We start from the raw sequence: 21,531 nt of genomic DNA, 5'->3' as shown, positions 1-21,531 counted from the left end.
AGATGCTTTACTTTACAGAGAAAATTCAGTGAAGTACACGCATACAAAATGGCTGTTTACAGCAAAAAAAAGCGCACAGAAGGTGCATGTTGCACTAATATACGTAACGAGTAAGATAAGGCTCATTCGCACACAAAATTGTTGTGCACACTGTTTTATAAACACCGGGTATCGCGCTGTGCAGCGTAATGAGCTGGCTGTGACGAAGCGCAAAGAATAAAAATGTAAACACTTACCAACCCAAGTTGTGCGGTTAATATAAAAACAAAACGCTAAAATAAACAGCGCAGCGTGCCGCGGTTGTGACAGGATTAGAAGTAAATATGGACACATCTGGTTTTTTCTCGGCGGTCAGTGGCAAAGCGCTGGCTATTATTATCGCGGTGTTGGTCGTCATGGGGCTGGCTGTACCCGATACCTACCAGACTCTGCATACCCTGTGGAGTAAAAATAACGAAACATACTCCCACGGCTATATTCTGCTAATGTTTGTGGTCTATGTGCTGGTGACGGATTTTCGCTGGCAAAAATTCTCGCCCTCGTTCTGGCCGGTGCCCCTGGCGCTGGCGGCAGGGCTGGTATGGCTGGCTGCCAACGCCGTACAGGTTATGCTATTGCAAACCCTGGTGCTACCCGGTGTGCTGTGGTGTGCACTGGCTGCCATGGTTGGCCTGCGTAACAGCCTGAAAACCCTGGTGCCGGTGTTGGCGCTGTATCTTGCTTTGCCCATCATGGATGTACTGGTGGTGCCGCTGCAAAACCTGACGACCTGGGTGAACACTCAGCTGATTCACGCTATTGGTATCACCGCTTATATTGATGGCTACGATATTCACATGCCCTATGGTGTGATGCGAATTGCCAATGGATGTGCCGGGCTAAATTACTTACTGGCCGGCGTGTGCCTGGGCGTATTCTATGCCTATCTGAACCTGCAGCGCCTATCGTTACAGCTTAAAGCTGTAGCCCTGATTGTCCTGTTATCACTGATTGGCAACTGGATTCGGGTATTTTTACTCATTCTGATTGGTTATGAGTCAAAGATGCAAAGTGAACTGGTTTACGAACATGGATTCTTTGGCTGGGTCATTTTTGCCATTCTGGCTGTGCTTTTCTTCTTCTATGCAAAACGGCTGGAAAAACAGGACGGCGAATTTGTCGGCAGTGGCGCCAAACCCGAGCTGAAAATCACCGGCCGTATGACCACTGCCCTGGTCGCGACTATGGTTGCCTTTGTAGCGTTTCCGGTGTGGTGGGCGCAAACAAACAGTCAGCAAAACGCCCAATCGCTGAACGTAACGTTACCCGGCCCATTGCAATCTCTTTCCCAGAGCGACGGGGAGTTAAGTCGAATCGGCGCCACCTACGAAGGCCATGATTTCAGTCAGCTATACAACGGACAGCAAGGCGCCTATCGTACGACACTGGCGGTGGTGTCTTATCGCACCCAGGCGCAGGGCAAAGAACTGATTTATTATGCCAACCAGCCAGCGGCGGGGCTTACCGGTAGTGCAACAATGACGGTGGATGGCGTTACGGTTAATGCGGCGATGACCCGGCGCGGCCAGGCCGTATTCTGGCTATATAAAATTGGCGACAGTGTGGTTACTTCTGATGTAGATGCAAAACTGGCGCAGCTTAAGCAAATATTCAGTACACCCGGTGCCAGCGCTTTTATCCTGCAGGTGGATTGTCGCGGCAACTGCGCCGGACCTGAAGAAATTGCACAGGCTTTAGGCAAGCAAATCGGCGCCCTGAAAGATATCGAGGTGAAATGATGAAAATCCTGCATATCGCCTCCGGTGACAAATGGGCCGGTGCCGAAGTTCAGGTCTGGACATTGTGTACAGAGCTGGTCAAACAGGGGCAGACCGTACACGCAATTGTTCTTAACCCCGGCCGGCTGGCAGAAATGCTTGGTCATTCAGGGGTTACCGTTACAGTGCTGGATGAATCACGCTTTGGTTTTAGTAAGTTGCTGGAAAAAATCAAGCTGGAATTGCATCGCTGGCAGCCCGATGTCATTCACACCCATCGCCAGAAAGAAAATATTCTGGGCGCACTGGCCAATAAAATGACTATCAGCGCGCCCAGCTTTCGCACAGTGCATGGCGCGCCAGAGTTTGCCCCCAGTTTTAAGCAACGTTTGCAAATCAGCGCCGACCGGTTTGCCGGAAAACGCCTGCAAAACGGGGTTATCAGTGTGTCTGATGATCTCACCGAAAAACTCAAAGTAATTTATCCGGCTGAAAAAATACATACAATCGCTAACGGAATATGTGCCGCTACAGTGCGCGCAGATAGTAAAAAAGCATTAATTGAACCATTAAGTAAATCTTTCGTACACATTGGCTTGGTAGGGCGTATAGAAACGGTAAAAAGAGTAGATATTTTTCTGGATACTGCGGCAAAGCTACTTCATGAAAGCCGGCTGCCTAAACCTCCGTATTTTCATATTTTTGGTGAAGGGAGCTTGTTGCCGGAGATGCAGCAGAAAGCTAGTCAGCTCGGTATCGCCGAACAGGTTACTTTTCATGGCCACACTCACAATGTACGGGGATGGATAGCCAATATGGATCTATTGATGATGACATCCGACCATGAAGGTTTGCCAATGACCGCGCTGGAAAGTCTAGCGTTAGGTGTTCCCATGGTGGCTCACGCAACTGGTGGACTGGTACCATTGTTAAAAGGCGGAGCTAAGGGGCAGGGGTTGGTGTATGAACATTCGGCTGCTGGCTATTATAATACGGTTGTGGATGTACTGACATCCCCTCATCCTGTATCCTTACCTGAGGAATACAGCTCAGCAAATAATGCCAGTCAAATCACCGCGCTCTATAGAAAAATGACCGGGCTTTAAGCGGCCAATATTTATCTGAACGATGATGAGAGTAGTACACAGCAGTTTTTATGAAAATATTATTAATTTTTCCAAATCAGGTTGAGCGCAACATTCGTGACATTGAAGCTGGTAAAGCGCCCCGGGAACGGCTTTACGGGTTTTATGAACTGCTGAACCGTCCAGGTTTTACGTTTGTTAATGCTGACTCGCGCTTCAAAGGCTTCAGCAACAGGATTGTCTCTTTATTTCGTAGCCGTGGCATCAATCTCGTAGATATTAAAACATTATTTAAAATCTACCGCAGCGACGTTGTTGTGGTTAAAGATAATGTGTCGTTTATGGTCAGTTTGACCGCGGCCCTCTTCGGCAAGCCGGTTGTTTACTATGACTCATTGTTTCCCATTCCCAAAATGCGAATAAAACGTTTTTTCCTAAAGCGGTGCCTGTCAATGTGCAGTCAGATTGTGGGCTATAACAATCAGCAAGTTGCTGATTATGAGCACGCTTTGGGTCTTGAATTGGCGCACAAGTATACGCACCTGGATTTCCTGCTTGATGAGCAGTTTTATAACAGAGTTTATAGCGATGCGCCTGAACCTACCTCAGGCGGATATATTTTAAGTATAGGCAGGGATGTTGGGCGCGATTTTTACACCCTCATTGAAGCCGCGCGGGAGATAAAGTGTGAGGTGAAGATTGTTACACTACCTTACCTGCTCAAAAACATTGACCTGCCTGCGAATGTTGAAATTTTGCAGGATATCAGCTACGAAGCGCTTTTCACGTTGTACAAAGGGGCAAAGGGCGTGGCTGTGCCTTTAAAAAAAGGTTTATCGTATGCATCCGGTATACGGGCAATTATGGAAAGTTTGGTTCTAAAAAAGCCGTCAATTGTAAGCAGTACGCCGTTCGTTGAAAATAATTGCAGTGATTATCCTAATATCATTGTGGTAGAGCCTGAAGATGTAGCAGCAATGAAAAATGCTATTCAGACGGTACTGGCAGACGAAGTGGATAATCAGGATTTTTCCTCAACGCTCCCTGCGTATAGTACAATTCCCCAAGCCATCGAAAACATGCTGATAAGGCTCACAGATGCGAAATAGTGAGGTTGTGGTTACCGTAATTATGCCTTGTTATAACTATGGGCGATATATTCAGGCAGCGGTTGACAGCGTACGTCAACAAACCTTGCAGGATTGGCGCTTAGTCATTGTCAATGATGGCTCTACAGATGATACCGCAGAAAGGCTAACAAAATTTGAGAATGATCCCAAAATAACCGTAATTAATAAAGCTAACGGTGGTGTGTCGTCAGCACGCAATGCTGGTCTTGATGAAGCCACCAGTGAGTTTGTAGCATTTTTGGATGCTGATGATATATGGTTACCGGATAAGCTTGAACGTGTTGTTACGCAAATGCAGGCCCATGATGCTAAATTTGGGGCATCTAACTTTAGTCGTTTTTCTTCGACCAGTGAAGATTACGGTAATTTTTTGAGCTATTGTAAGCAGTTGCAAAACAAACAGGGGGGGGCACCCTGTCTGGTGGTCGACCCGGCTCTCCCTCTTTTTACTCAAACGTTGGAAATGCCCTGGTATCCCTCAGCGAATATTGTTCATAAAGATTTCTATTCAACTGAACGATTCGATACGTCAATGAAAATTGGGGAAGATCTGGATTTCTTTGTACGATGCTGGGATCGTTATAAAGGCATATTTGTATTTGACGAACAGCTCAAGCTTCGCGTGCATGATGCTAATGCCAGCAAGGACAGCCCTAATCATGTATTGTTGGTACTGAAAATTTTTACTGGCCACTTGCACCGGTGTCAATCAGCGGTTAGCAAAAAGGCATTAGAAGAGCGTATAGACCAGTTACTTTGTCACCAGGGCTTGTTGGATAAAGCTATCAATCACCAAGAAAAAAGCTGGCTAAGAAAGTGGATGAAAGACCGGCTGTTCACGTCAGGCTTTTCAGTTAAAGAAAGAATAAAGTTATACACGAATTTTTTGAGGCTTTCCCGACGTTAAACGGTATCGCTGTCAGATTTAATCAGGGAAGGGCCTGGACATTCAACTATGAATATTTTGATTGCTGTAAAAAAAGATGAAGGTTATCTCAGCCCATCAGAAACATTTTTAAAACTTCATATTAGCAAGATCGATGGGGTAACCGAAGCATTGATAGGAAACCCTGGGCGACGTAGATTTCATTTTTCCGGAAAGCCTTTGATACCGGACAATATTGCCTACAAAGCAATTAAAAACGTTAGTCGAAAAGTTATAGGAGAAACGCACCCGTTCTCAGATACACAGGTGCTGACCCGTTATCTAAAGAATAATAATATTGACCTGGTATTGGCGGAATACGGATCTACGGCGGTTGAAATAATGGAGGCCTGCAAGCGCGCAAGCGTTAGACTAGTTGCCCACTTCCATGGATGGGACGCCTATGCTGATGAAATGTTAGATGCCTACCAGGACCAGTACAAACAGCTTTTTAAACAAGCTGCAGGCGTGATAGCCGTTTCAAAACATATGAAAGGACAATTGCAAAAACTTGGTTGTCCTGAAAGAAAAATAGCAGTCATTCCCTGTGGGGCAGATATCAACACACAGTTGACGCGAACAGGCCAAAGCAAACAAATTCGAAACTTTATCCTGGTAGGCAGACTAACCCCTAAGAAAGCACCGCTGGTATCACTGAAAGCATTTCATGAAATTGTTAAAACTACGCCGGATGCGAAGCTGCACATAGTTGGTGACGGGCCGTTGAAAGCTGAGCTAGACGATTATATCGCTCAGCATAATCTCGCTGACAGCGTGGTATTTCACGGTGCTCAGGCGCATGACTACGTTATCAACCAGTTGCAGCAGGCTGACTGTTTTTTGCAGCACTCTGTTGTTGCGCCTAATGGTGATCATGAAGGCACTCCTGTATCGGTTTTAGAAGCGATGCTGTTAGGACTGCCGACAATAGCAACGCGGCATGCCGGTATTAACGATGTGATCATCCACGGAGAAACAGGCTTCATGGTTGATGAACATGACATCGAAGAAATGGTTACGCAGATGCGGTTTGTTGTGGCTCACCCTGAAACTGCTTTTAAAGTAGGCAGTAAAGCACGCGAACACATAAAAAAGCATCATACCGCTGCAATGAATATTAGTAATATTGAAACAATGTTATGTTCTCTGGTGGACTAGATGACAATTATTGTTTTGTATTTATTGGGGGCCTAATGCCGGCATTTCAGCTGCTTAAAAAAAATGTTGTGTTTGTACACATACCGAAAACCGGGGGCAGTTCGATTGATGACTGGCTTTATAGTTGTAAAGGTTGTAAACGTATGTTGTTCAGTGGCAAGCCGCTGCCGGATATGAAGGTTACGCCACAACATATTTCTTACCAAACAATCATCGGACTACTCGGCAAGGAGTTTTCCATTGACTATGCGTTTGCCATTGTGCGCAATCCGTTTAAACGTCTGGAAAGCGAGTATAAATACAGGCTTAGCCTGGGGTTATTGTCCGGTCATAAAAAGCCAGAGTCGTTGTTTGCATCTTGGGTTAACTATGCACTCAACCATGAGACAAAGACTCCCGGAACATTAGACAACCATCTTCGTCCTCAGAGTTTTTTTGTGGCACCAGAGGTGAACGTGTTGAAATTTGAAGACGGGCTGGTCGATGCTGCTCAAACTGTTTGTCGTGAATTGCATATAGATTTTACTGAATTCACCCAATTTCCTCACAAAAAGAGCAGCAGAAAAAGTCAGCTGCAGTGGACAGATAAGACAATAGCGCGGGTGCAGAGGTTTTATGAAAAAGACTTTGCCGAGTTCGGTTATGATATTGCAGCCAGCGAGTTGGACAGAACAGGAAAAACGGGTGTAATCAGTTACGCCCGCCAGTTATACCATTTCGAACGTAAACATAAGAGAATCAGTGCTTAAAAGGCAAAATTCACCGTTGTAAGCTACAAAAGCTACTTTTAAAGAGATAAATACCACATGCTCGACCATCTAAAATCCTTGTTTTCGCTGTTAAACAAGAAACAGAAACGGCGTATCTATATTCTTCAGGTACTGTTTTTAATTTCAGCTGTTGCGCAAATCGCTACAATTGGCAGTGTGGCGCCTTTTATTGCCTTGATTTCCACACCCGAAATTATCGAAACCAGCGACACATTTAAGTTGATGTATGAGCTTTCACCGGCCGAGTCTTATTATCAGTTTTTGATTTTTTACTCAGCCATGGTTTGCGTTGTGATATTTTTGGGTAATCTTATTTCAGCGGCAGTACTGTGGTATTCCTTCCGCGTTACCATTAATACCGGCGCAGAGCTACAGCGACAACTGTTCAAACAGTATATGGCGAATCAGTTTATCTATTTTATGCGCAACAGCGGCAGTTTTATGATTGCAAAAATAAACGGACAAATACCGCGGATTATTTATATGGTACTGCAGCCTCTCATGCAGCTAATTTCGCAGTTTTTTATTGTTACGTTGATCATTATTACGCTTTTCCTCGTGGATCCAGTGCTTTCTTTAATAACCGCGGCTATTGTAGCCATTATGTATGGCGTTATCTTTTTCACTGTACGTAAAAAGACCATGGAAGCAGGTGAAATTACTACCATGGTCAATGAAAAGAAATTGGCTATCTTGCAAGAAAGTATTAAAGGTATTCGTGATGTGAAGCTGTTGCATGTCGAAAAATGGTACGAAGAACAGCTGGATGAAACCACGCGGGCGGGGCTGAGTGCCAACTCGTATGTTGCTCTGGCAGGTGATTTACCCCGTTTTATAGTTGAAACAGTGATATTTCTCGCAATTATCGGTCTTGCCTTGTATTTACTTGTTTCTGAAGGTTCTACCTCTAATGTTGTTCAGACTTTAAGTTTTTACGCTATGGCGGGGTACAAGATTCTACCTGCTGCCCAGCAAATGTATAAATCGATAACAGCGCTTCGAACTCATACAAAAGTTGTCGATCGCGTGCGGGATGAATTTATCGCGTCAGAAAAAACAGCCATTTATGATGACCATGCTACCGCCAGCACTAAAGGTAAGCGTTTGCCATTTAACGACAAGTTCATTATGCGTAATCTCACTTACACCTATCCTGGCGAATCCGTACCGGCCATCAAAAACCTGGATATGACCATTAATGCTAATACGTTGGTCGCGTTTGTCGGCGAATCAGGTGCGGGTAAATCAACGGTAGCAAATCTGGTGTGTGGACTTATTACCAAAGATAGCGGGGAACTGCTCATTGATAATGTGCCACTAGAGCAAAGTAATGTTCGCCCATGGCAACGTAACATCGGTTATATTCCGCAAAGTGTATTTTTAATCAATGATAGCATTACTAAAAATATTACCTTTGGTATTCCAGATGATGAAATTGACTTAGAAGAAGTGAAAATAGCTGCGAAGAAAGCCAATATCGATGGGTTTATTCAGACACTTGAGAATGGCTATGAGACGGTCGTGGGGGAGAATGGCGACTTGTTATCCGGAGGGCAGAAGCAACGTCTTGCCATCGCGCGTGCGCTGTATAAAAACCCCAGCGTGCTTATTATGGATGAAGCCACCAGTGCACTGGATAACATCACCGAACGAAACATTCTGGCTGAGATTCAAAAGTTGTCCCAGTCGATGACTGTAATTATGATTGCCCACCGCCTATCGACCGTTGAAAAATGCGACAATATATTTATATTCGGTGAAGGTAAGGTAAGCGAGCAGGGTACCTATGAAGAGTTGTTAGTTAAATCATCTTACTTTCAAGAATTGGTTTACGGTAAAGAACAGGCCTGATGCAATGATCTCCGTAGTTATTTGTACCTACAACCGGGCAGAGGCTCTTAAGCTTTGTCTGGAATCATTTACCCATATAGATTTCGCTAAACCCTGGGAACTTATCGTCGTTGATAATAATAGTTCTGATGCTACCCAGAAGGTGATTGAAAAAATTCAACATTCTACAGATTTGCCGGTCAGAACAGTATTGGAGCAAAAGCAGGGACTGGGCTATGCCAGAAATCGTGGCCTGGCTGAATCGCAATATCCGATTGTTGCGTATACCGATGATGACTGTTATCCCCAGGCAGATTATCTTACCCAGATAAGTAAAAACTTTTCAGAGCATGATATAAGTTTTGTTGGCGGCAGAGTGTTACTTTTTGACCCCACCGATTTAGAACTGACGGTTCAGTTTTCTACAGAAACGGTATTTTTTGAGCCGACAACTTATATGCGGGCAGGGGTTATTCACGGCGCCAATTTTGCCTTCAAACGTGATTTGCTGATTGAAGCGAACGGTTTCGACCCGAATCTTGGTGCGGGCTCACCTTTTAAAGCGGGTGAAGATACCGATCTGCTTGCTGAATGTCAGCGATTAGGTGCAAGAGGAAAATATGCCCCTGAAATCGTTGTTTCGCATCACCATGGCAGAAAGTCACAGGAAGACTTCATCAGTTTGAAGCATTCCTATGATATCGGACGCGGTGCGTTTTATGCAAAAAGGTTGTTCTTTTGCTCTGGTGGAAAACTTCGTACCTTTAAGAACTGGTTTTTCTGTATTCGCAATCAGCCTTGGTCGATGACAAAAACCGAACTTAAATATGCGTCGCGATACACCCTGCAACGTTTACAGAATAAGTTGGACTATGAACCCCGCAACCTTGCCTGAATACCCCCTTGTCTCAGTAATTATACCTACCTACAATGGCGCGGATTCCATCCATCGCGCCATCAATAGTGTTCTGGCGCAACAGTGGGGCAATGTAGAAATACTCGTTGTGGATGATAACGGCCAGGACAGCAATGCACAGCAAGATACTCAGAATGTCATCAACGACATTGCAGATGACCGCATCCTCTACATCCCTCATGAGCTAAACAGCAACGGAGCGGTAGCCCGTAACACCGGAATTGAAGCCGCTCGGGGAGAGTTTGTCGGTTTTTTAGATGATGACGACGTGTATCTACCCGAGCGCTTGTCGCGTTCAGTTGAATTTTTGTCAGAGCACCCAGAATGTATTGGCATGTGCACCGCAGTTGATGTTCATTACTCGGCGACTCACACCACTATCGTGCCAATGAAAAAGCCTGTTACTTCCTCCAGGCTACTTACTGATGAAATGTGTATCGGTACGGGCAGCAACTTATTTTTCCGCCGCGTTTTGTTTGATGAAGGTTTTCGCTTTGATACTGCATTTAAGCGCCACCAGGACTTAGAGTTTTTGCTAAGGGTGTTGCGAGAATACCGGGTTGGCAACCTGGATGAAATACTTATCGTTAAAAAAACCAATGCCAACAGTAATATCCCTGACTATGAAAATTTTCGTGCTGCTAAGAAGATGTACCTGCAAACGTTCTCGCCGGAAATCAAGGCATTGCCAGGGGGGGACCGATATCAGTTTTATAAAAACCATTATCGCCTGCTTTTAGACATCGCTGAAATTGAAGGGAAAAAGAGTAACATAATCAAGGCTTACATAGATTGTCTGACCCACGGTGTTTTTTATGCCGGCGATGTTATATCTCTTATTTTAGGCCGCCAGAATTATCTTAACATCAAAAATAAGTTTAACAGGGGATAGTGTGCTTACGTTGAAGCACGCTAAGCTTAAAAGCAATGCCGATGCGTTAATGCTTTCTACTACGAAGCGGCTTGGAAAAGCTAAATGTCGCCAGTGTAAAGATGATACCGAAGTGTTCTTGAATTAAGTGCCCTACAGCGTTCGGTATTGCTCTGTATGAGCACAAAAATTTAATATTTAAAAAATCATAGATTTAAACACCCTTTAGTCGCGTTATTGACGTGATGGCTACCTCAAATTTATCTGCTTAATAATGATGGACGCAGATTTTCTGCGCGCATTGTTGTTGAGTGGGGCGAAAAACTATTACTAAAATCGTTACGTATAGATAATTACTGAGCGATCTTCCCTTACGAATATGCACGATTCAAGAATGTGCCAGAACAAACTTTTCGTTTAAAGGGATCTTTTAATTAAGGTGGATGGTACTGATCAAAACCTGGAGTAGGGAAGTTTGTTTAACTCTGTCGAAGATACAGGTATTTTGGCCAGATACGGCAAGTTGGTGCTTAGAATAGATAGGCATTAAAATTGTTTTTCTCATTACTACCTTAGTGAATCAAAAAAAGACTATTTCTGTCTAGTGCGCACTGATGATATTGGCTAAGGCGGCTTATCCTAATATTTATTGTGTTTATGAAATCGACTTGGCGAATGATTAAAGGAATGAAAAACAGTAAAAAAGGGGCAAGTACTAAATGATTTCAGTCGTGATATGTACATACAACAGGGAAAAAGCCTTAACGAAATGTTTGAATTCCTTTTTAGCAGTTGCGTTCACTGAGGCGTGGGAACTCATCATTGTTGATAATAACAGTACCGACAACACAAAAAACGTTATTGAGGCATTTAGTTCTGAGGGTAAGTTACCTATAAAGTCAGTGTTGGAAAAGAAAAAAGGGCTAGGAAATGCCAGAAACAAAGGCATTGCTACCGCCAGTTACGAGATCGTGGCATTTACCGATGATGACTGTTACCCGCAACCCGACTATTTAACACAACTCTATAATGCGTTCACTAACGAAAATATTGATTTCCTTGGTGGACGGGTACTGCTTTACAATAAAAAAGATTTAGGCTGGACGATACAGCTGAATGAACGAGAAAAATATTTTGAATCGAACAGTCTGATAAAGCCTGGCGAAATTCATGGTGCGAACTTCGCCTTCAAAAAATCTGTGTTAACAAAGGCTAAGGGCTTTGACCCCCTGTTCGGTGCAGGTGCATATTTTCCATGCGAAGATGTGGATAGTCTCGCCGAGTGCTTGTGGGTGGGAGGAAGAGGCAAGTATTGCCCTGCCGTTGTTGTCTCCCATGACCATGGTAGAAGAACTGAAGCCGACAAAAATGAACTGATAGAAAGTTATAGTATTGGCAGAGGAGCCTTTTTCACTAAGAGGATACTGTTTAAAAAACGTCAACGATTTATATACGCAAAATGTTGGTTTTTCTTTATCAGAAATCAGAGTGTTAGGGAAACCTGGATAGAAGTAAAGTCATCAGCAAATTACCTCAAAATCAAGACCTTTGGTAAGTAGCTTGTGTTTAGCATCTATCTCAAAGGAGTCGGCGCGCTTAAAGCTGTGATAACGCGCCACAATCTATATTCGGTGATATCTCTGAAATGTTTGATACATTAAATATTGCTCGCTACCATCGTGGTAAATATACAAAAAATATCGTTGTAGAAACCTGTCCGAAGACCGATTTTAACTCCTGGTTGTGTGAAGGCTACCAAAACGTTGACCAGTCTTCAGTCAGTAATATTATTAAAGACTTCTCTCTTACTATGTCTCCAGTGAAGAATCGCGCTAAGTCTCTTCCACTCAACACCATCGTTATTACCCTTTTTAAAGATATGCTCTATGAACAAGCTAGCAGTGCTGTTGAGAGATACCACGGGGTTGTAATTTGTTCTTGCTTAGTAAGTTGCAAACTGCTCGGGATAATAACGCTTTATCCGGTAGCAAGCTTGGTATGCTTATACGTAGCTACCGTCTGCACTGGGATTATATAGAAACACCTTTTGATGGCTGTGTGGCTTGGAGCGACTAAATGATTGAAGATACTTGCTTTGTTTTATTTTCAGGAGACTGCAACCGTTATGCTCAACGTACTGTCAAACGGCTGTCAAAACACCTGCCTTGTTATATTTTAAGTTATATAGAAGATGCGCAAGAAGAGATTATAGAATACCCGAACTTTACTCATATCATTGTGACCAGGGATAGTTTAAAAAGCATTTTTTTTGATTGCTCACCGAAGTTTAACAATAAAAACTGGCAAATAATGCCAGGCAACCTTGATTTAGCCCAACTGTGTATGTGTGAAAAATTTAGCAAGTATAACTACTATTGGTTCTGTGAGGATGACGTGCGCTATACAGGAAACTTGTCGTCTTTCATTGATAAAATGCGACAGTATCGCCATGATTTAATTGCAACCAACTACCGTAACATTCTTAGTGGCTGGGCACATATTGATAGTTTCCAAAGTCCGATTGATATACAGCCAACTAAGACGGTATTTCTGCCTTTTTTCAGGGTTTCACAGGACGCTGCACAAACGATCATAACGTCTTACAGAAAAGGCTGGGCCGGGCATCATGAAGTATCCTGGCCTACGATACTTGAGTTCCATCGTAAGCAGGTTATAGATTTAAAGGAGCTACTGCCAAAAGCCTATACAAGTAACACAGATGCTATGGGGATGGGGCCCGGAACCTTTATCTACGAACCTTCAAAACTGATAGCCGGCTTTAGAAAAAACACATTGTACCACCCGGTCAAAACCGGAGATGTTTACTATAAACGACGAATAAAGCCTCGTCTGTATAAATACAAAGTAAAGTTGTACCGTCTTTTTAATAAAAATTATACTTGATGGTAAAGGCGAGATAAGCTGACTTTTCACTCAGGCTGAACCTGTTCTGACAGGTACAGGGCCTCGCTTACTGGCGGGGTTAAATACTTATCGTCCCCACCTTACATCTGCCTTAATAAAAATACACAAAATGTATATTGCCTAATGGCTGATCTTTCGATCAAGACCGAAGTAGCGATGCTTGTCTATCTTGTTGCACTGTTACGGTATGATTAAATTGTCTTGAAGCTGGTATCGGTAGTGCTTATTTATCCAGAAGCTGAAAAAAGTAAAACTGTCACTGTTAAGACCCAACACTGAGTGGCGTTAGAGTAAGCCAGACAATTTCGCCTTAAATTTCATTGGTGTATTGCTAATATCATTGTGTACACCAATACGAAGTAATTTGTGAGGATTTAAATTACGCGCGCTGTTGATTCCACGCCTGGTGGTCACCGCCGCGCTATAGTGTGCTTTTACCATATCATAGGCATCGTCAGAAAAATCGCCGTTAGGGAAGCAAAAAGTCGTTACCGGCCCGCCCGTTTGCTTTTCTAAAATAGTTTTGGCCTGGATAATTTCCTCATGCAGTAAGCGACTGTCTAGCCCTTCTTTGAGTCGATAGTGCCTGCGCGTATGGCAGCCTATCTCCACCCCCATCGTCGCCTTAGCATCCATAAGCTGTTCAAAAGAGATCATTTCAACCGCAGCATTTTTACTTAAGGGAATGTGGGATAAAGCGGTGTAAATCGCATCATCAGAATACTGTTTTAAATCATCAATTATTTTAGCCGCATCATCCCTGCTCATGGGTACAGAAATGTTTTGCCCGATTAATTCAAGCAAGGGTTTCCAGGCGTCCGTCATACGGACATTGTCAGCAAGTAGCAATGATAAAACGCGATTAGGCCAGAATGGCGCAGGTTTGCCCAAAAAGTCTGTAACCACGTAAAGCGTTGAAGGAAAGTTGAACTTCTTAAGTACCGGGAAAGCATATTGGTAATTATCCAGCCAGCCATCGTCAAAAGTAATTGCAATTGTCAGTGGTGATCGGCTGGTTTCAGGCTGCTCGAGCCAATCACTTACCCTCATCACCGGCCATTTTTCGTCTCGAAGTGTTTGCATGTGCATAGCGAAGGTTGAATCTGACACTACCATTCCTGGCTCTTCGCGTTGATAGCGGGCATCATCAACCGGCATGACACGATGATACATCAGCACAATCAGCTTTTTTTCACCGCGCTTAATCACAGACAAACCTAACGTCCCGGCTGTCATTGTAAGAATATTTTTTATCAGTCGCTTTACCATGCTTACCTACAAATAGTTTTTAAGCTCAAACCAGAATGGGCCCATGTCATCAAGCCTGTTAACTTCGTGTCGTCGACCAGAAAATTTAGGCCGAAAAAACGTACTTATCGCATTGATTTTTTTTGCAACAGACACATCATTATCTTTCAGTTGAAGATACAGATTATCAACATCACCGAGCAACCACCTAAGCTGTATTCTCTCTTTAAAGTCAGTAACTTCACAGATCGGCTGAAATTCACCGTCGAACAATAAGGCGGGGAAATTAACACCTGCATCGATAGCCAGCTGTAACGACCCCCAAAGCCGGGTATTTATCTCCATCAAATAAGCAGTTCCGTCGCCGGCAACTCTGAATTCCACCATGGCAACGCCGTGCCAATCTACTTCATCAAGTAAGGCTTTTGCATAACCTTTCATCATGCTGTTCACCGGCGCACTTTCACTGAGGACGCTGACACCACCCGATGGTGGCTTTTCACGAATGCGTCTGTGGGCAAAAAACGCTTTGGCTTCACCGCGTTGGTAATAGCAAAAAATACCGGCACCATGCCCATCTATAAACTGTTGTACCATAAATGGATGCTGGTTGAAGTACACTTTATCGCTAAGCAGTGCGGTCATTTCTTCCTGAGAGTGAACAATATGCACTTGGGTCGCTATCCACGACTTATCGACCAACACTTTTGATAAGGCGGGTTTGAGTACACAGGGAAAGTGGACTGCATCCCATTTTATATCATAGGGTGATTCGCAATATTGCGAGTAGGGCACCGGTACATCCAGCTTCTGGGCTAGCTGAGTTAACGCTGTTTTGTTGCTTAAATTCAGCAGTGTGGAAAAGTCGCTGAACGGGAGTTTGCACGCGGGCAATTCATTTTTATGTTCTACCAATGTGCGACTGGTCACTTCGGTTACAGGTAGCAAAAAGCTGATACCGTATTTTTCTACAGTATTTTTTACCCAGTTCAGAAAAATATCGGTGTCTGCGTTTGGATCCGGGCACTGTAAATAGTGTGAAGAATACTTTGAACTGCCTGCCAAGGCTTTGTCGGTGCTATCTGTGGTATAAACGATAGTATCATCTCGCCTGCCCAGCGAACGGGTGGCAGCCAGCGCGCTTCGCTGGGCCGCATCAAATATCAACACCGCTTTTTTTTCCATAGGGATACTACTTTTCCTGTTATACCAGGGGCTATTAATACCCGTGGTCTGAATTATCATGGTCATACTCTGATAACTGCATACATATTAGCAATCTATCCCTTAGCCGGTTTATTGGGTCACCGGCTCAATACTATGCTGATTAATAATACGTAGCAGTGAAGCCACCAGCATTTTGGCACAGCGTAACTGAACCGACTCACCGGCGAAAGTCTATTATACGCATTCTGGAATATTGCTGACCAAAACATTAAGTCTTTTTTTGTAGGTGCTAACCCATACGGATGTACGATACGTACAAGCACCCCGTGAGTTAACGTCATGGAATATTGTCTGCGTAGTCATGCGCAGTATTTAGTACGTTACAATAGTCACAAAAAGACCGGGTAACTACATACCTTGCCTTTTAAATGTTCAGTATGCATAACGGACTTTGCTTGGTATCCTTGTCCTAAGTAGTAATTGTTGAGAAGTTTTGGCGAATGCCTTACACATGTATATGACGTACAAAATCTTGCACCTGATTGATACCACCGGCCCTGGCGGCGCAGAAGACGTATTTATCACCCTTGCGGCCAAATTGCGTGAGTATGGCACTGACTCTATCGCAGTAATTCGCGGTGAAGGCTACGTAGCCAGAACATTGCGTAGCGCCGGTATCGAACCGGTGATCATTGATTCCAAAGGTAGCTTTAACGTGGGCTTTATTTATCAGCTGTGTAAGTTGATAAAAAAGCACGACGTCAAGCTTATCCAGTCTCACCTGTTGGGCTCGAATGTATACGCGAGCATTGTGGGGCTTATCAGCAGAACGCCGGTAATCGCGACCTATCATGGTATGGTCGATGTTTCACCTAATGAGCGGTTTAAACAACTGAAGTTATGGTTTATGCGCAATGGTATAAGCCGTTTTGTTGCAGTTAGCCATTCTTTGCAACGTAAAATTCAGGAACAAAATCTGCTGGTACCCGAAAGAACCAGTGTCATCTATAATGGCATCAATACCAGCTTGTATAAATCACAGCGTAAGACGCGCCTGAAGGACGAACTGGGTATCGCTCACAATACATTTTTATTGGGTGCATTGGGTAATATACGAAGCTCAAAGCGCTACGATTTGCTGATAGAGGCGGTGAGTAAGGTTAACCAGTCCGGGCTCGATATTGCGGTGGTTATTGCCGGCGATCCCAAAGCGTCGCTCAAAGCAAAGCTGAATGAAAGTATTGCTAAGCTGGGTATCACGAATATTCACTTTGTTGGCTTCATTGACGACACGCCAGACTATTTGCAAAATCTCGACGGCTTTGTGCTGACTTCTGACGCCGAAGGGTTTTCAATCAGCACCATCGAAGCAATGGCAACGGGGTTACCGGTAATAGCCACAAAGTGTGGCGGGCCGGAAGAGATTATTCAAAATGATAAACAGGCCACGTTGGTAGAGATAAATGCAGAGGCTATTTGTCAGGCAATTATCCAGACAGTGAAAGCGTATCAACCGGCAGATATTAACAAAGATGCTATAAAGCGTGTGCAGGATACGTTTTCTGAAAAAGCGATGGTTGAAGCCTACGTCAATTTATATAAACAAACAAACACCTACGCTGAACAGACTATTCGTTCAGCTCCGGAGCAGTAATCGTGAGCGTAAGCCAATATATTGCAGATACCTATGGTTCAAAGCGCGGCCTGGCCAGGTACGTCAAGTTTAATGCCAGGCGCTGGTTAGGTGCCTATAAAGGCAGTTGTGGGGAGCAGATAAAGGGCACGAAACGACTGATCTTCATATGTAGCGGAAATATCTGCCGAAGCCCGTTTGGTGAGTATGTCGCCCACCGGGCCAACTTCCCCGCAGATTCCTATGGATTACATTGTCGTGGTGGTGATGAAGCCTTTGCCAAGACATTGGATTACGGCCGTAGACATGAATATCCTGTCGAAGAACACCGCTCCAAACATATTAATGACTATACTCCACAGGAAGATGATTTGTTGGTGGTGATGGAGCCTGCCCATCTAGACGAATTAGATGCGCTATTCCCGGAAACAAAAAAAGTGTTGCTGGGACTATTTGCAGATCCACCTACCGTTTACCTGCATGACCCGTTTAATACCAATGTCATCTTTTTTAATAAGTGCATGAAAAAAATTGAACTGGCCACACGTTCCCTGATTGAGGCGATAAAGAAGTAAAATGAAAACCCAATCTCAAACTCTGCGTGATTCAGATTTTATGTTTTTAAGGGTAAAAAACCTATGGACATACTTTAAGTCTGAATCCCTCGCCTTTAAAAGTATCTGCGCGTACATGTTCGTGGAGATGTTTCGTCCTCAGTCAATATTTACATTCTTAGATTTCCTGCCTTGGGCCCAATTATTTCTTGGTCTTAGCTTGTTAGGAGTTTTTTCTGACAAACAGGCTAAGGTACGGATTACCGGCATGCATGTGCTGATTCTACTTTTTGCTATTGTTATACATCTGTCTTTTATTACTGCTTATGATATTGGATGGTCTACAAGAAACTACATTGCATTTAATCAATGGGTCGTTATATTTTTTCTAATAACAGCCATTGTTACGACCAAAGAGCGGTTTTACGTTTTATTCCTAGTGTTTTTTCTGTGCGCGTTAAAAATCGCTGTTGGGACCGCACGAAATTGGGCTTTTAGAGGATTCAGTTTTACCGATTGGGGTCTGCGGGGGCCGCCAGGTTTTTTTGCTAATTCAGGCGAACTGGCTGTATTAATGCTAATGCTATTTCCTATTGGCTATTATCTGTATTTTGCATATAAAGATGATGTTAGAACCTGGGAAAAATTTATTTTATTAGCGGCGATGATCTGCCCGGTGTTGACCATTTTGGGTGCAAGTAGTAGGGGCGCACAGGTAGCGCTTGTAGTACAGCTTGCGGTAATGTTTTGGCGAAAAATCTTTAATGTTAAATCTTTATTGGTCATAGTTGTGGTTGCGGCAATAGGATGGCAGGTTTTACCAAAAGAGCAAAAGGAACGGTTTACAGATATTGGTAGCGACAAGACCTCAATACAGCGTCAGCTGTATTGGGAAAACGGCTGGGAAATGATGAAAAAATATCCTGCCCTTGGTGTCGGCTATTTTAATTTTAGCCCTTATTTTAATGATTTTTATCCTCAGGATATGCTCTACAAGCGTGTAGGGCTGCCGCACAATATTTTTATACAGGTGGGTACAGACGCTGGTTTTATCGCTTTATTTCTATTTATGATGATTATCGCTCTCGCTCTGCTAAAAAAATATAAAGTGAGAATAAGTAATCAAAATATCGATAAAAATAAATTGCACAAGTTTTATGAAGAATTATGGAAAGCTTTTAAAATTGCTATTATCGGTTTTACTGTCGCTGGTCAATTTGTAACTATTGCTTATTACCCCTTTCTTTGGATATCTATAAGCTTTATGGCTGCAATCTCCAATCTAAACTATAGTGAAATAAAATGAATAATTTCTTGTCTTCGATTATTTACAAATTGGGTGCAAAAAGTAGAAATCCATCACTATTTAATATTTATAGAGAATTTAAAAAAAGCGAAACACTGAGCCTATCCGAGTTAGAAGATAAGCGATTCAGTAAGTTGAAGGGCTTGCTGATTTTTGCATATAAATATAGTCCCTATTATAAAGAGCTTTTTGACAGTGTTGCTTTTAATCCAGAGCAATTTTCTGACATTAGCGAAATGCAGAAAATACCTGCTACAGATAAATCGATTCTTATCAGTCAAAATGAACATATACATTCAAATTTCAATTTTAAAAAAGTTAGAAAAGCAATTACGTCAGGCACAAGCGGTGAATCTTTAAGTTTTATGCGATCTGAGGAGTGGGACTCAGCCAATCGTGCGGGAGTGATGCGTGGGTACTCCTGGTACGGGGTCAGAGTTTCGGACAAAAATGGTTATTTTTGGGGGTTCAATATTGACCAAAGCGCTTCTCGAAAAGTGAGGTGGTTAGATTGGGCACAGAATAGGTATCGGCTTTTTCAATATACTAACAAAGAAATTCGAGAATTTTGCAAAAAGATTGATAACGCTAGCTATTTATCTGGCTACTCCTCAATGATTTACAAAGTAGCACGTGAAGTTAATAGGTTAGGTTTAAATTTTAAAAACGTTAAAATGGTGAAAGGCACGTCAGAAATGATTCTGCCAAAGTACCAAGATGAGGTAAGACAAGCGTTCGGTGTTAAAATGATTAGCGAATACGGCGCCGCGGAGACTGGCCTCATCGCATTCGAATGTCCACATGGAAATCAGCATATCAATACGGATGCGGTTTTCGTAGAAACAGATGAGAATAATGAGATTTTGGTTACTAATTTATTTTCTCATTCTTTTCCTATTATCCGCTACAGACTCGGTGATATTGTAACGTTCTCAGAAGAGACCTGCACCTGTGGAATGAAAAGCCCATTAATTAAAGACATTGTGGGAAGGAAAGGTACGAACGTCATGGGTAATTCCCAGGAATACCCAAGCTTCACGTTTTACTACGTGTTCAAGAACCTCGCGTTGGAAGACGACATTAATCTTAATTATAAAGCTTATCAAAAAGTTAAAGGGCAAGTCGTAATGCAGATAGAAGGCAAGTTTGATGCTTCTGTTGAGTCAGCGATTAATAAACATTTGAATCAATATTTTGGATCCGATGTTGCATTTGATATTGAATATTTGTCGGAGTTTTCTTCTGAAAGGAAGAAGCAGCAATCTTTTGTTAGCTATTTGTCTTGAAAATTCAGTACATGGAAATAGACTTCTAATATGAAAAATAGTCAACCATTTATCTCCGTCGTTATACCTGCATATAACGAAGAAAAGTTTATAGGACCGACACTCGAAGCGTTAAATAATCAAGCGTATCCACGTTCTAAAATGGAAATCATCGTTGTCGACAACAACAGTATCGATTCAACTGTAGAAATTGCAAATCGTTTAGCTGACAAAGTTTTACATTATCATGATAAGCCAGTTGGAAAGGTAAGAAATTTTGGGGTTGCGCATGCTCAAGGAGAGGTTCTTTTCTTTATAGACGCTGATTGTGTTGCACCCTCTGATTGGGTAGAAAATGGGGTTAGGTTAATTAAAGAGCAAAATGATCGGGTCCTAGGCGGGGGCATTACGTTGAGGAAAAACCCTACTTTTATAGAAAAATACTGGTTGTTACAGGGAAGAAATCATGAGGTTTTACCGAAGGAGCTACTTGGCGCTTCTATAGCGGTCAATAAAAGTGCATTTTTCAAAGTTAACGGGTTCTCTGAAACATTAACTGCTGGCGAAGACTCAAAGTTTCACCAAGATTTAATTGAAAAAGGGTATAATGTTCAACTATACCACGATTTATCCGTAGAACACTTAGGCAATGCTCGAACAATATACGAATTTTTTTGGCGTCAAGCATGGCATTCAGAAGGCTACAGTTCTAGGATTAAGAAGTCCATTAAAGAGCCAGTTTTTGTATTTACATTAGGATATCTTTTAATGCTTGTATTGATTCCTGTGACAGGATTTAAATACACATTCGAAATTATTATAGCACTAGTTTTTCTCGTTACTATACGTTCAGTAGATAGAATAAGAAAAAGTAAAAACTTAAAAAACTGCAAAAATATTATTAATATATTTGCAGTAGATTTAGTTTACTTTTCGGGCAGAGCATTTGGTTTTTGTAAAGGCATTTTTAAAAATGGGTTTAAGCTTTAGT

The 21,531-nt window shown here is 42.8% G+C and carries 18 protein-coding genes; 16 read left to right on the top strand and 2 right to left on the bottom strand.

The features are described from left to right. Positions 1-323 precede the first annotated feature (323 nt). The 11 genes from xrt to F458_RS0109145 all read left to right on the top strand — a co-directional run bounded on the left by xrt (position 324) and on the right by F458_RS0109145 (position 13,346). The gene (gene xrt, locus F458_RS0109195; protein WP_018983117.1) at positions 324-1,778 is read left to right on the top strand and encodes an exosortase; all 1,455 of its coding nucleotides are present in this window, start codon (positions 324-326) and stop codon (positions 1,776-1,778) included. Further along, a complete protein-coding gene (locus F458_RS0109190; RefSeq protein WP_083928610.1) occupies positions 1,775-2,863 on the top strand; it encodes a glycosyltransferase in 1,089 nt (362 codons plus the stop codon). Before xrt ends, F458_RS0109190 begins: the two co-directional genes overlap by 4 nt. Before the next feature lie 50 nt (positions 2,864-2,913). Then, entirely contained in the window at positions 2,914-3,951 is a 1,038-nt protein-coding gene (locus tag F458_RS0109185; protein WP_018983115.1) for a glycosyltransferase, read from the top strand. Beyond that, the gene (locus tag F458_RS20125) at positions 3,941-4,879 is read left to right on the top strand and encodes a glycosyltransferase family 2 protein (RefSeq protein WP_018983114.1); all 939 of its coding nucleotides are present in this window, start codon (positions 3,941-3,943) and stop codon (positions 4,877-4,879) included. Before F458_RS0109185 ends, F458_RS20125 begins: the two co-directional genes overlap by 11 nt. A 48-nt stretch (positions 4,880-4,927) precedes the next feature. Next, positions 4,928-6,055, top strand: a complete 1,128-nt coding sequence (locus F458_RS19325) for a glycosyltransferase family 4 protein (protein WP_018983113.1) — start codon at positions 4,928-4,930, stop codon at positions 6,053-6,055. Positions 6,056-6,090: 35 nt separating this feature from the next. Then, a complete protein-coding gene (locus F458_RS0109170; protein ID WP_169334834.1) occupies positions 6,091-6,804 on the top strand; it encodes a sulfotransferase family 2 domain-containing protein in 714 nt (237 codons plus the stop codon). 57 nt (positions 6,805-6,861) lie between these two features. Continuing rightward, positions 6,862-8,676, top strand: coding sequence for an ABC transporter ATP-binding protein (locus tag F458_RS0109165; protein WP_018983111.1), 1,815 nt, complete (start codon positions 6,862-6,864; stop codon positions 8,674-8,676). 4 nt (positions 8,677-8,680) lie between these two features. Then, on the top strand, positions 8,681-9,550 hold the full coding sequence (locus F458_RS19320; protein WP_018983110.1) for a glycosyltransferase: 870 nt from the start codon (positions 8,681-8,683) through the stop codon (positions 9,548-9,550). Then, positions 9,528-10,463, top strand: coding sequence for a glycosyltransferase family 2 protein (locus F458_RS20120; protein ID WP_018983109.1), 936 nt, complete (start codon positions 9,528-9,530; stop codon positions 10,461-10,463). Before F458_RS19320 ends, F458_RS20120 begins: the two co-directional genes overlap by 23 nt. A gap of 698 nt (positions 10,464-11,161) precedes the next feature. Continuing rightward, a complete protein-coding gene (locus F458_RS0109150; protein WP_018983108.1) occupies positions 11,162-12,001 on the top strand; it encodes a glycosyltransferase family 2 protein in 840 nt (279 codons plus the stop codon). Positions 12,002-12,518: 517 nt separating this feature from the next. Continuing rightward, positions 12,519-13,346, top strand: a complete 828-nt coding sequence (locus F458_RS0109145; protein WP_018983107.1) for a hypothetical protein — start codon at positions 12,519-12,521, stop codon at positions 13,344-13,346. Positions 13,347-13,652: 306 nt separating this feature from the next. Here the strand turns inward: F458_RS0109145 and F458_RS0109140 are convergent, their stop codons facing one another. Beyond that, the gene (locus F458_RS0109140) at positions 13,653-14,636 is read right to left on the bottom strand and encodes a polysaccharide deacetylase family protein (protein WP_018983106.1); all 984 of its coding nucleotides are present in this window, start codon (positions 14,634-14,636) and stop codon (positions 13,653-13,655) included. 6 nt (positions 14,637-14,642) lie between these two features. After that, positions 14,643-15,866, bottom strand: coding sequence for a carboxylate--amine ligase (locus F458_RS0109135; RefSeq protein ID WP_156824208.1), 1,224 nt, complete (start codon positions 15,864-15,866; stop codon positions 14,643-14,645). Between the two features lie 433 nt (positions 15,867-16,299). Here F458_RS0109135 and F458_RS19310 point away from each other — a divergent pair, with 433 nt between their 5' ends. Genes F458_RS19310 through F458_RS20115 form a run of 5 tightly spaced genes read left to right on the top strand, consistent with a single transcriptional unit; the run spans position 16,300 to position 21,530 of the window. Further along, positions 16,300-17,436 carry a glycosyltransferase gene (locus F458_RS19310; protein ID WP_169334833.1) on the top strand — a complete coding sequence of 379 codons (1,137 nt, stop codon included), beginning with the start codon at positions 16,300-16,302 and terminating at the stop codon, positions 17,434-17,436. A gap of 2 nt (positions 17,437-17,438) precedes the next feature. Then, positions 17,439-17,990, top strand: a complete 552-nt coding sequence (locus F458_RS0109125) for an arsenate-mycothiol transferase ArsC (RefSeq protein ID WP_018983103.1) — start codon at positions 17,439-17,441, stop codon at positions 17,988-17,990. Position 17,991: 1 nt separating this feature from the next. Further along, complete coding sequence (locus F458_RS0109120; protein WP_018983102.1) at positions 17,992-19,275, top strand: O-antigen ligase family protein; 1,284 nt, start codon at positions 17,992-17,994, stop codon at positions 19,273-19,275. Further along, entirely contained in the window at positions 19,272-20,561 is a 1,290-nt protein-coding gene (locus F458_RS0109115; protein WP_018983101.1) for a phenylacetate--CoA ligase family protein, read from the top strand. Before F458_RS0109120 ends, F458_RS0109115 begins: the two co-directional genes overlap by 4 nt. Before the next feature lie 30 nt (positions 20,562-20,591). Continuing rightward, on the top strand, positions 20,592-21,530 hold the full coding sequence (locus F458_RS20115; RefSeq protein ID WP_018983100.1) for a glycosyltransferase: 939 nt from the start codon (positions 20,592-20,594) through the stop codon (positions 21,528-21,530). The last annotated feature ends 1 nt before the right edge of the window (position 21,531 follow it).

Origin of the sequence: Salinimonas chungwhensis DSM 16280 (assembly GCF_000378185.1) — a bacterium.
Lineage (GTDB): Bacteria > Pseudomonadota > Gammaproteobacteria > Enterobacterales > Alteromonadaceae > Alteromonas > Alteromonas chungwhensis.
This window is presented reverse-complemented; position numbering and strand designations above follow the sequence as displayed.

Coding starts and splice junctions, on each gene's coding strand:
- F458_RS19320 (WP_018983110.1), top strand. CDS start 8,681: ATGATCTCCGTAGTTATTTGTACCTACAACCGGGCAGAGGCTCTTAAG.
- F458_RS20115 (WP_018983100.1), top strand. CDS start 20,592: ATGAAAAATAGTCAACCATTTATCTCCGTCGTTATACCTGCATATAAC.
- F458_RS0109115 (WP_018983101.1), top strand. CDS start 19,272: ATGAATAATTTCTTGTCTTCGATTATTTACAAATTGGGTGCAAAAAGT.
- F458_RS0109165 (WP_018983111.1), top strand. CDS start 6,862: ATGCTCGACCATCTAAAATCCTTGTTTTCGCTGTTAAACAAGAAACAG.
- F458_RS19310 (WP_169334833.1), top strand. CDS start 16,300: ATGACGTACAAAATCTTGCACCTGATTGATACCACCGGCCCTGGCGGC.
- F458_RS0109145 (WP_018983107.1), top strand. CDS start 12,519: ATGATTGAAGATACTTGCTTTGTTTTATTTTCAGGAGACTGCAACCGT.
- xrt (WP_018983117.1), top strand. CDS start 324: ATGGACACATCTGGTTTTTTCTCGGCGGTCAGTGGCAAAGCGCTGGCT.
- F458_RS0109135 (WP_156824208.1), bottom strand. CDS start 15,866: ATGACCATGATAATTCAGACCACGGGTATTAATAGCCCCTGGTATAAC.
- F458_RS0109190 (WP_083928610.1), top strand. CDS start 1,775: ATGATGAAAATCCTGCATATCGCCTCCGGTGACAAATGGGCCGGTGCC.
- F458_RS0109170 (WP_169334834.1), top strand. CDS start 6,091: ATGCCGGCATTTCAGCTGCTTAAAAAAAATGTTGTGTTTGTACACATA.
- F458_RS0109185 (WP_018983115.1), top strand. CDS start 2,914: ATGAAAATATTATTAATTTTTCCAAATCAGGTTGAGCGCAACATTCGT.
- F458_RS20120 (WP_018983109.1), top strand. CDS start 9,528: ATGAACCCCGCAACCTTGCCTGAATACCCCCTTGTCTCAGTAATTATA.
- F458_RS0109120 (WP_018983102.1), top strand. CDS start 17,992: ATGAAAACCCAATCTCAAACTCTGCGTGATTCAGATTTTATGTTTTTA.
- F458_RS0109150 (WP_018983108.1), top strand. CDS start 11,162: ATGATTTCAGTCGTGATATGTACATACAACAGGGAAAAAGCCTTAACG.
- F458_RS20125 (WP_018983114.1), top strand. CDS start 3,941: ATGCGAAATAGTGAGGTTGTGGTTACCGTAATTATGCCTTGTTATAAC.
- F458_RS0109140 (WP_018983106.1), bottom strand. CDS start 14,636: ATGGTAAAGCGACTGATAAAAAATATTCTTACAATGACAGCCGGGACG.
- F458_RS19325 (WP_018983113.1), top strand. CDS start 4,928: ATGAATATTTTGATTGCTGTAAAAAAAGATGAAGGTTATCTCAGCCCA.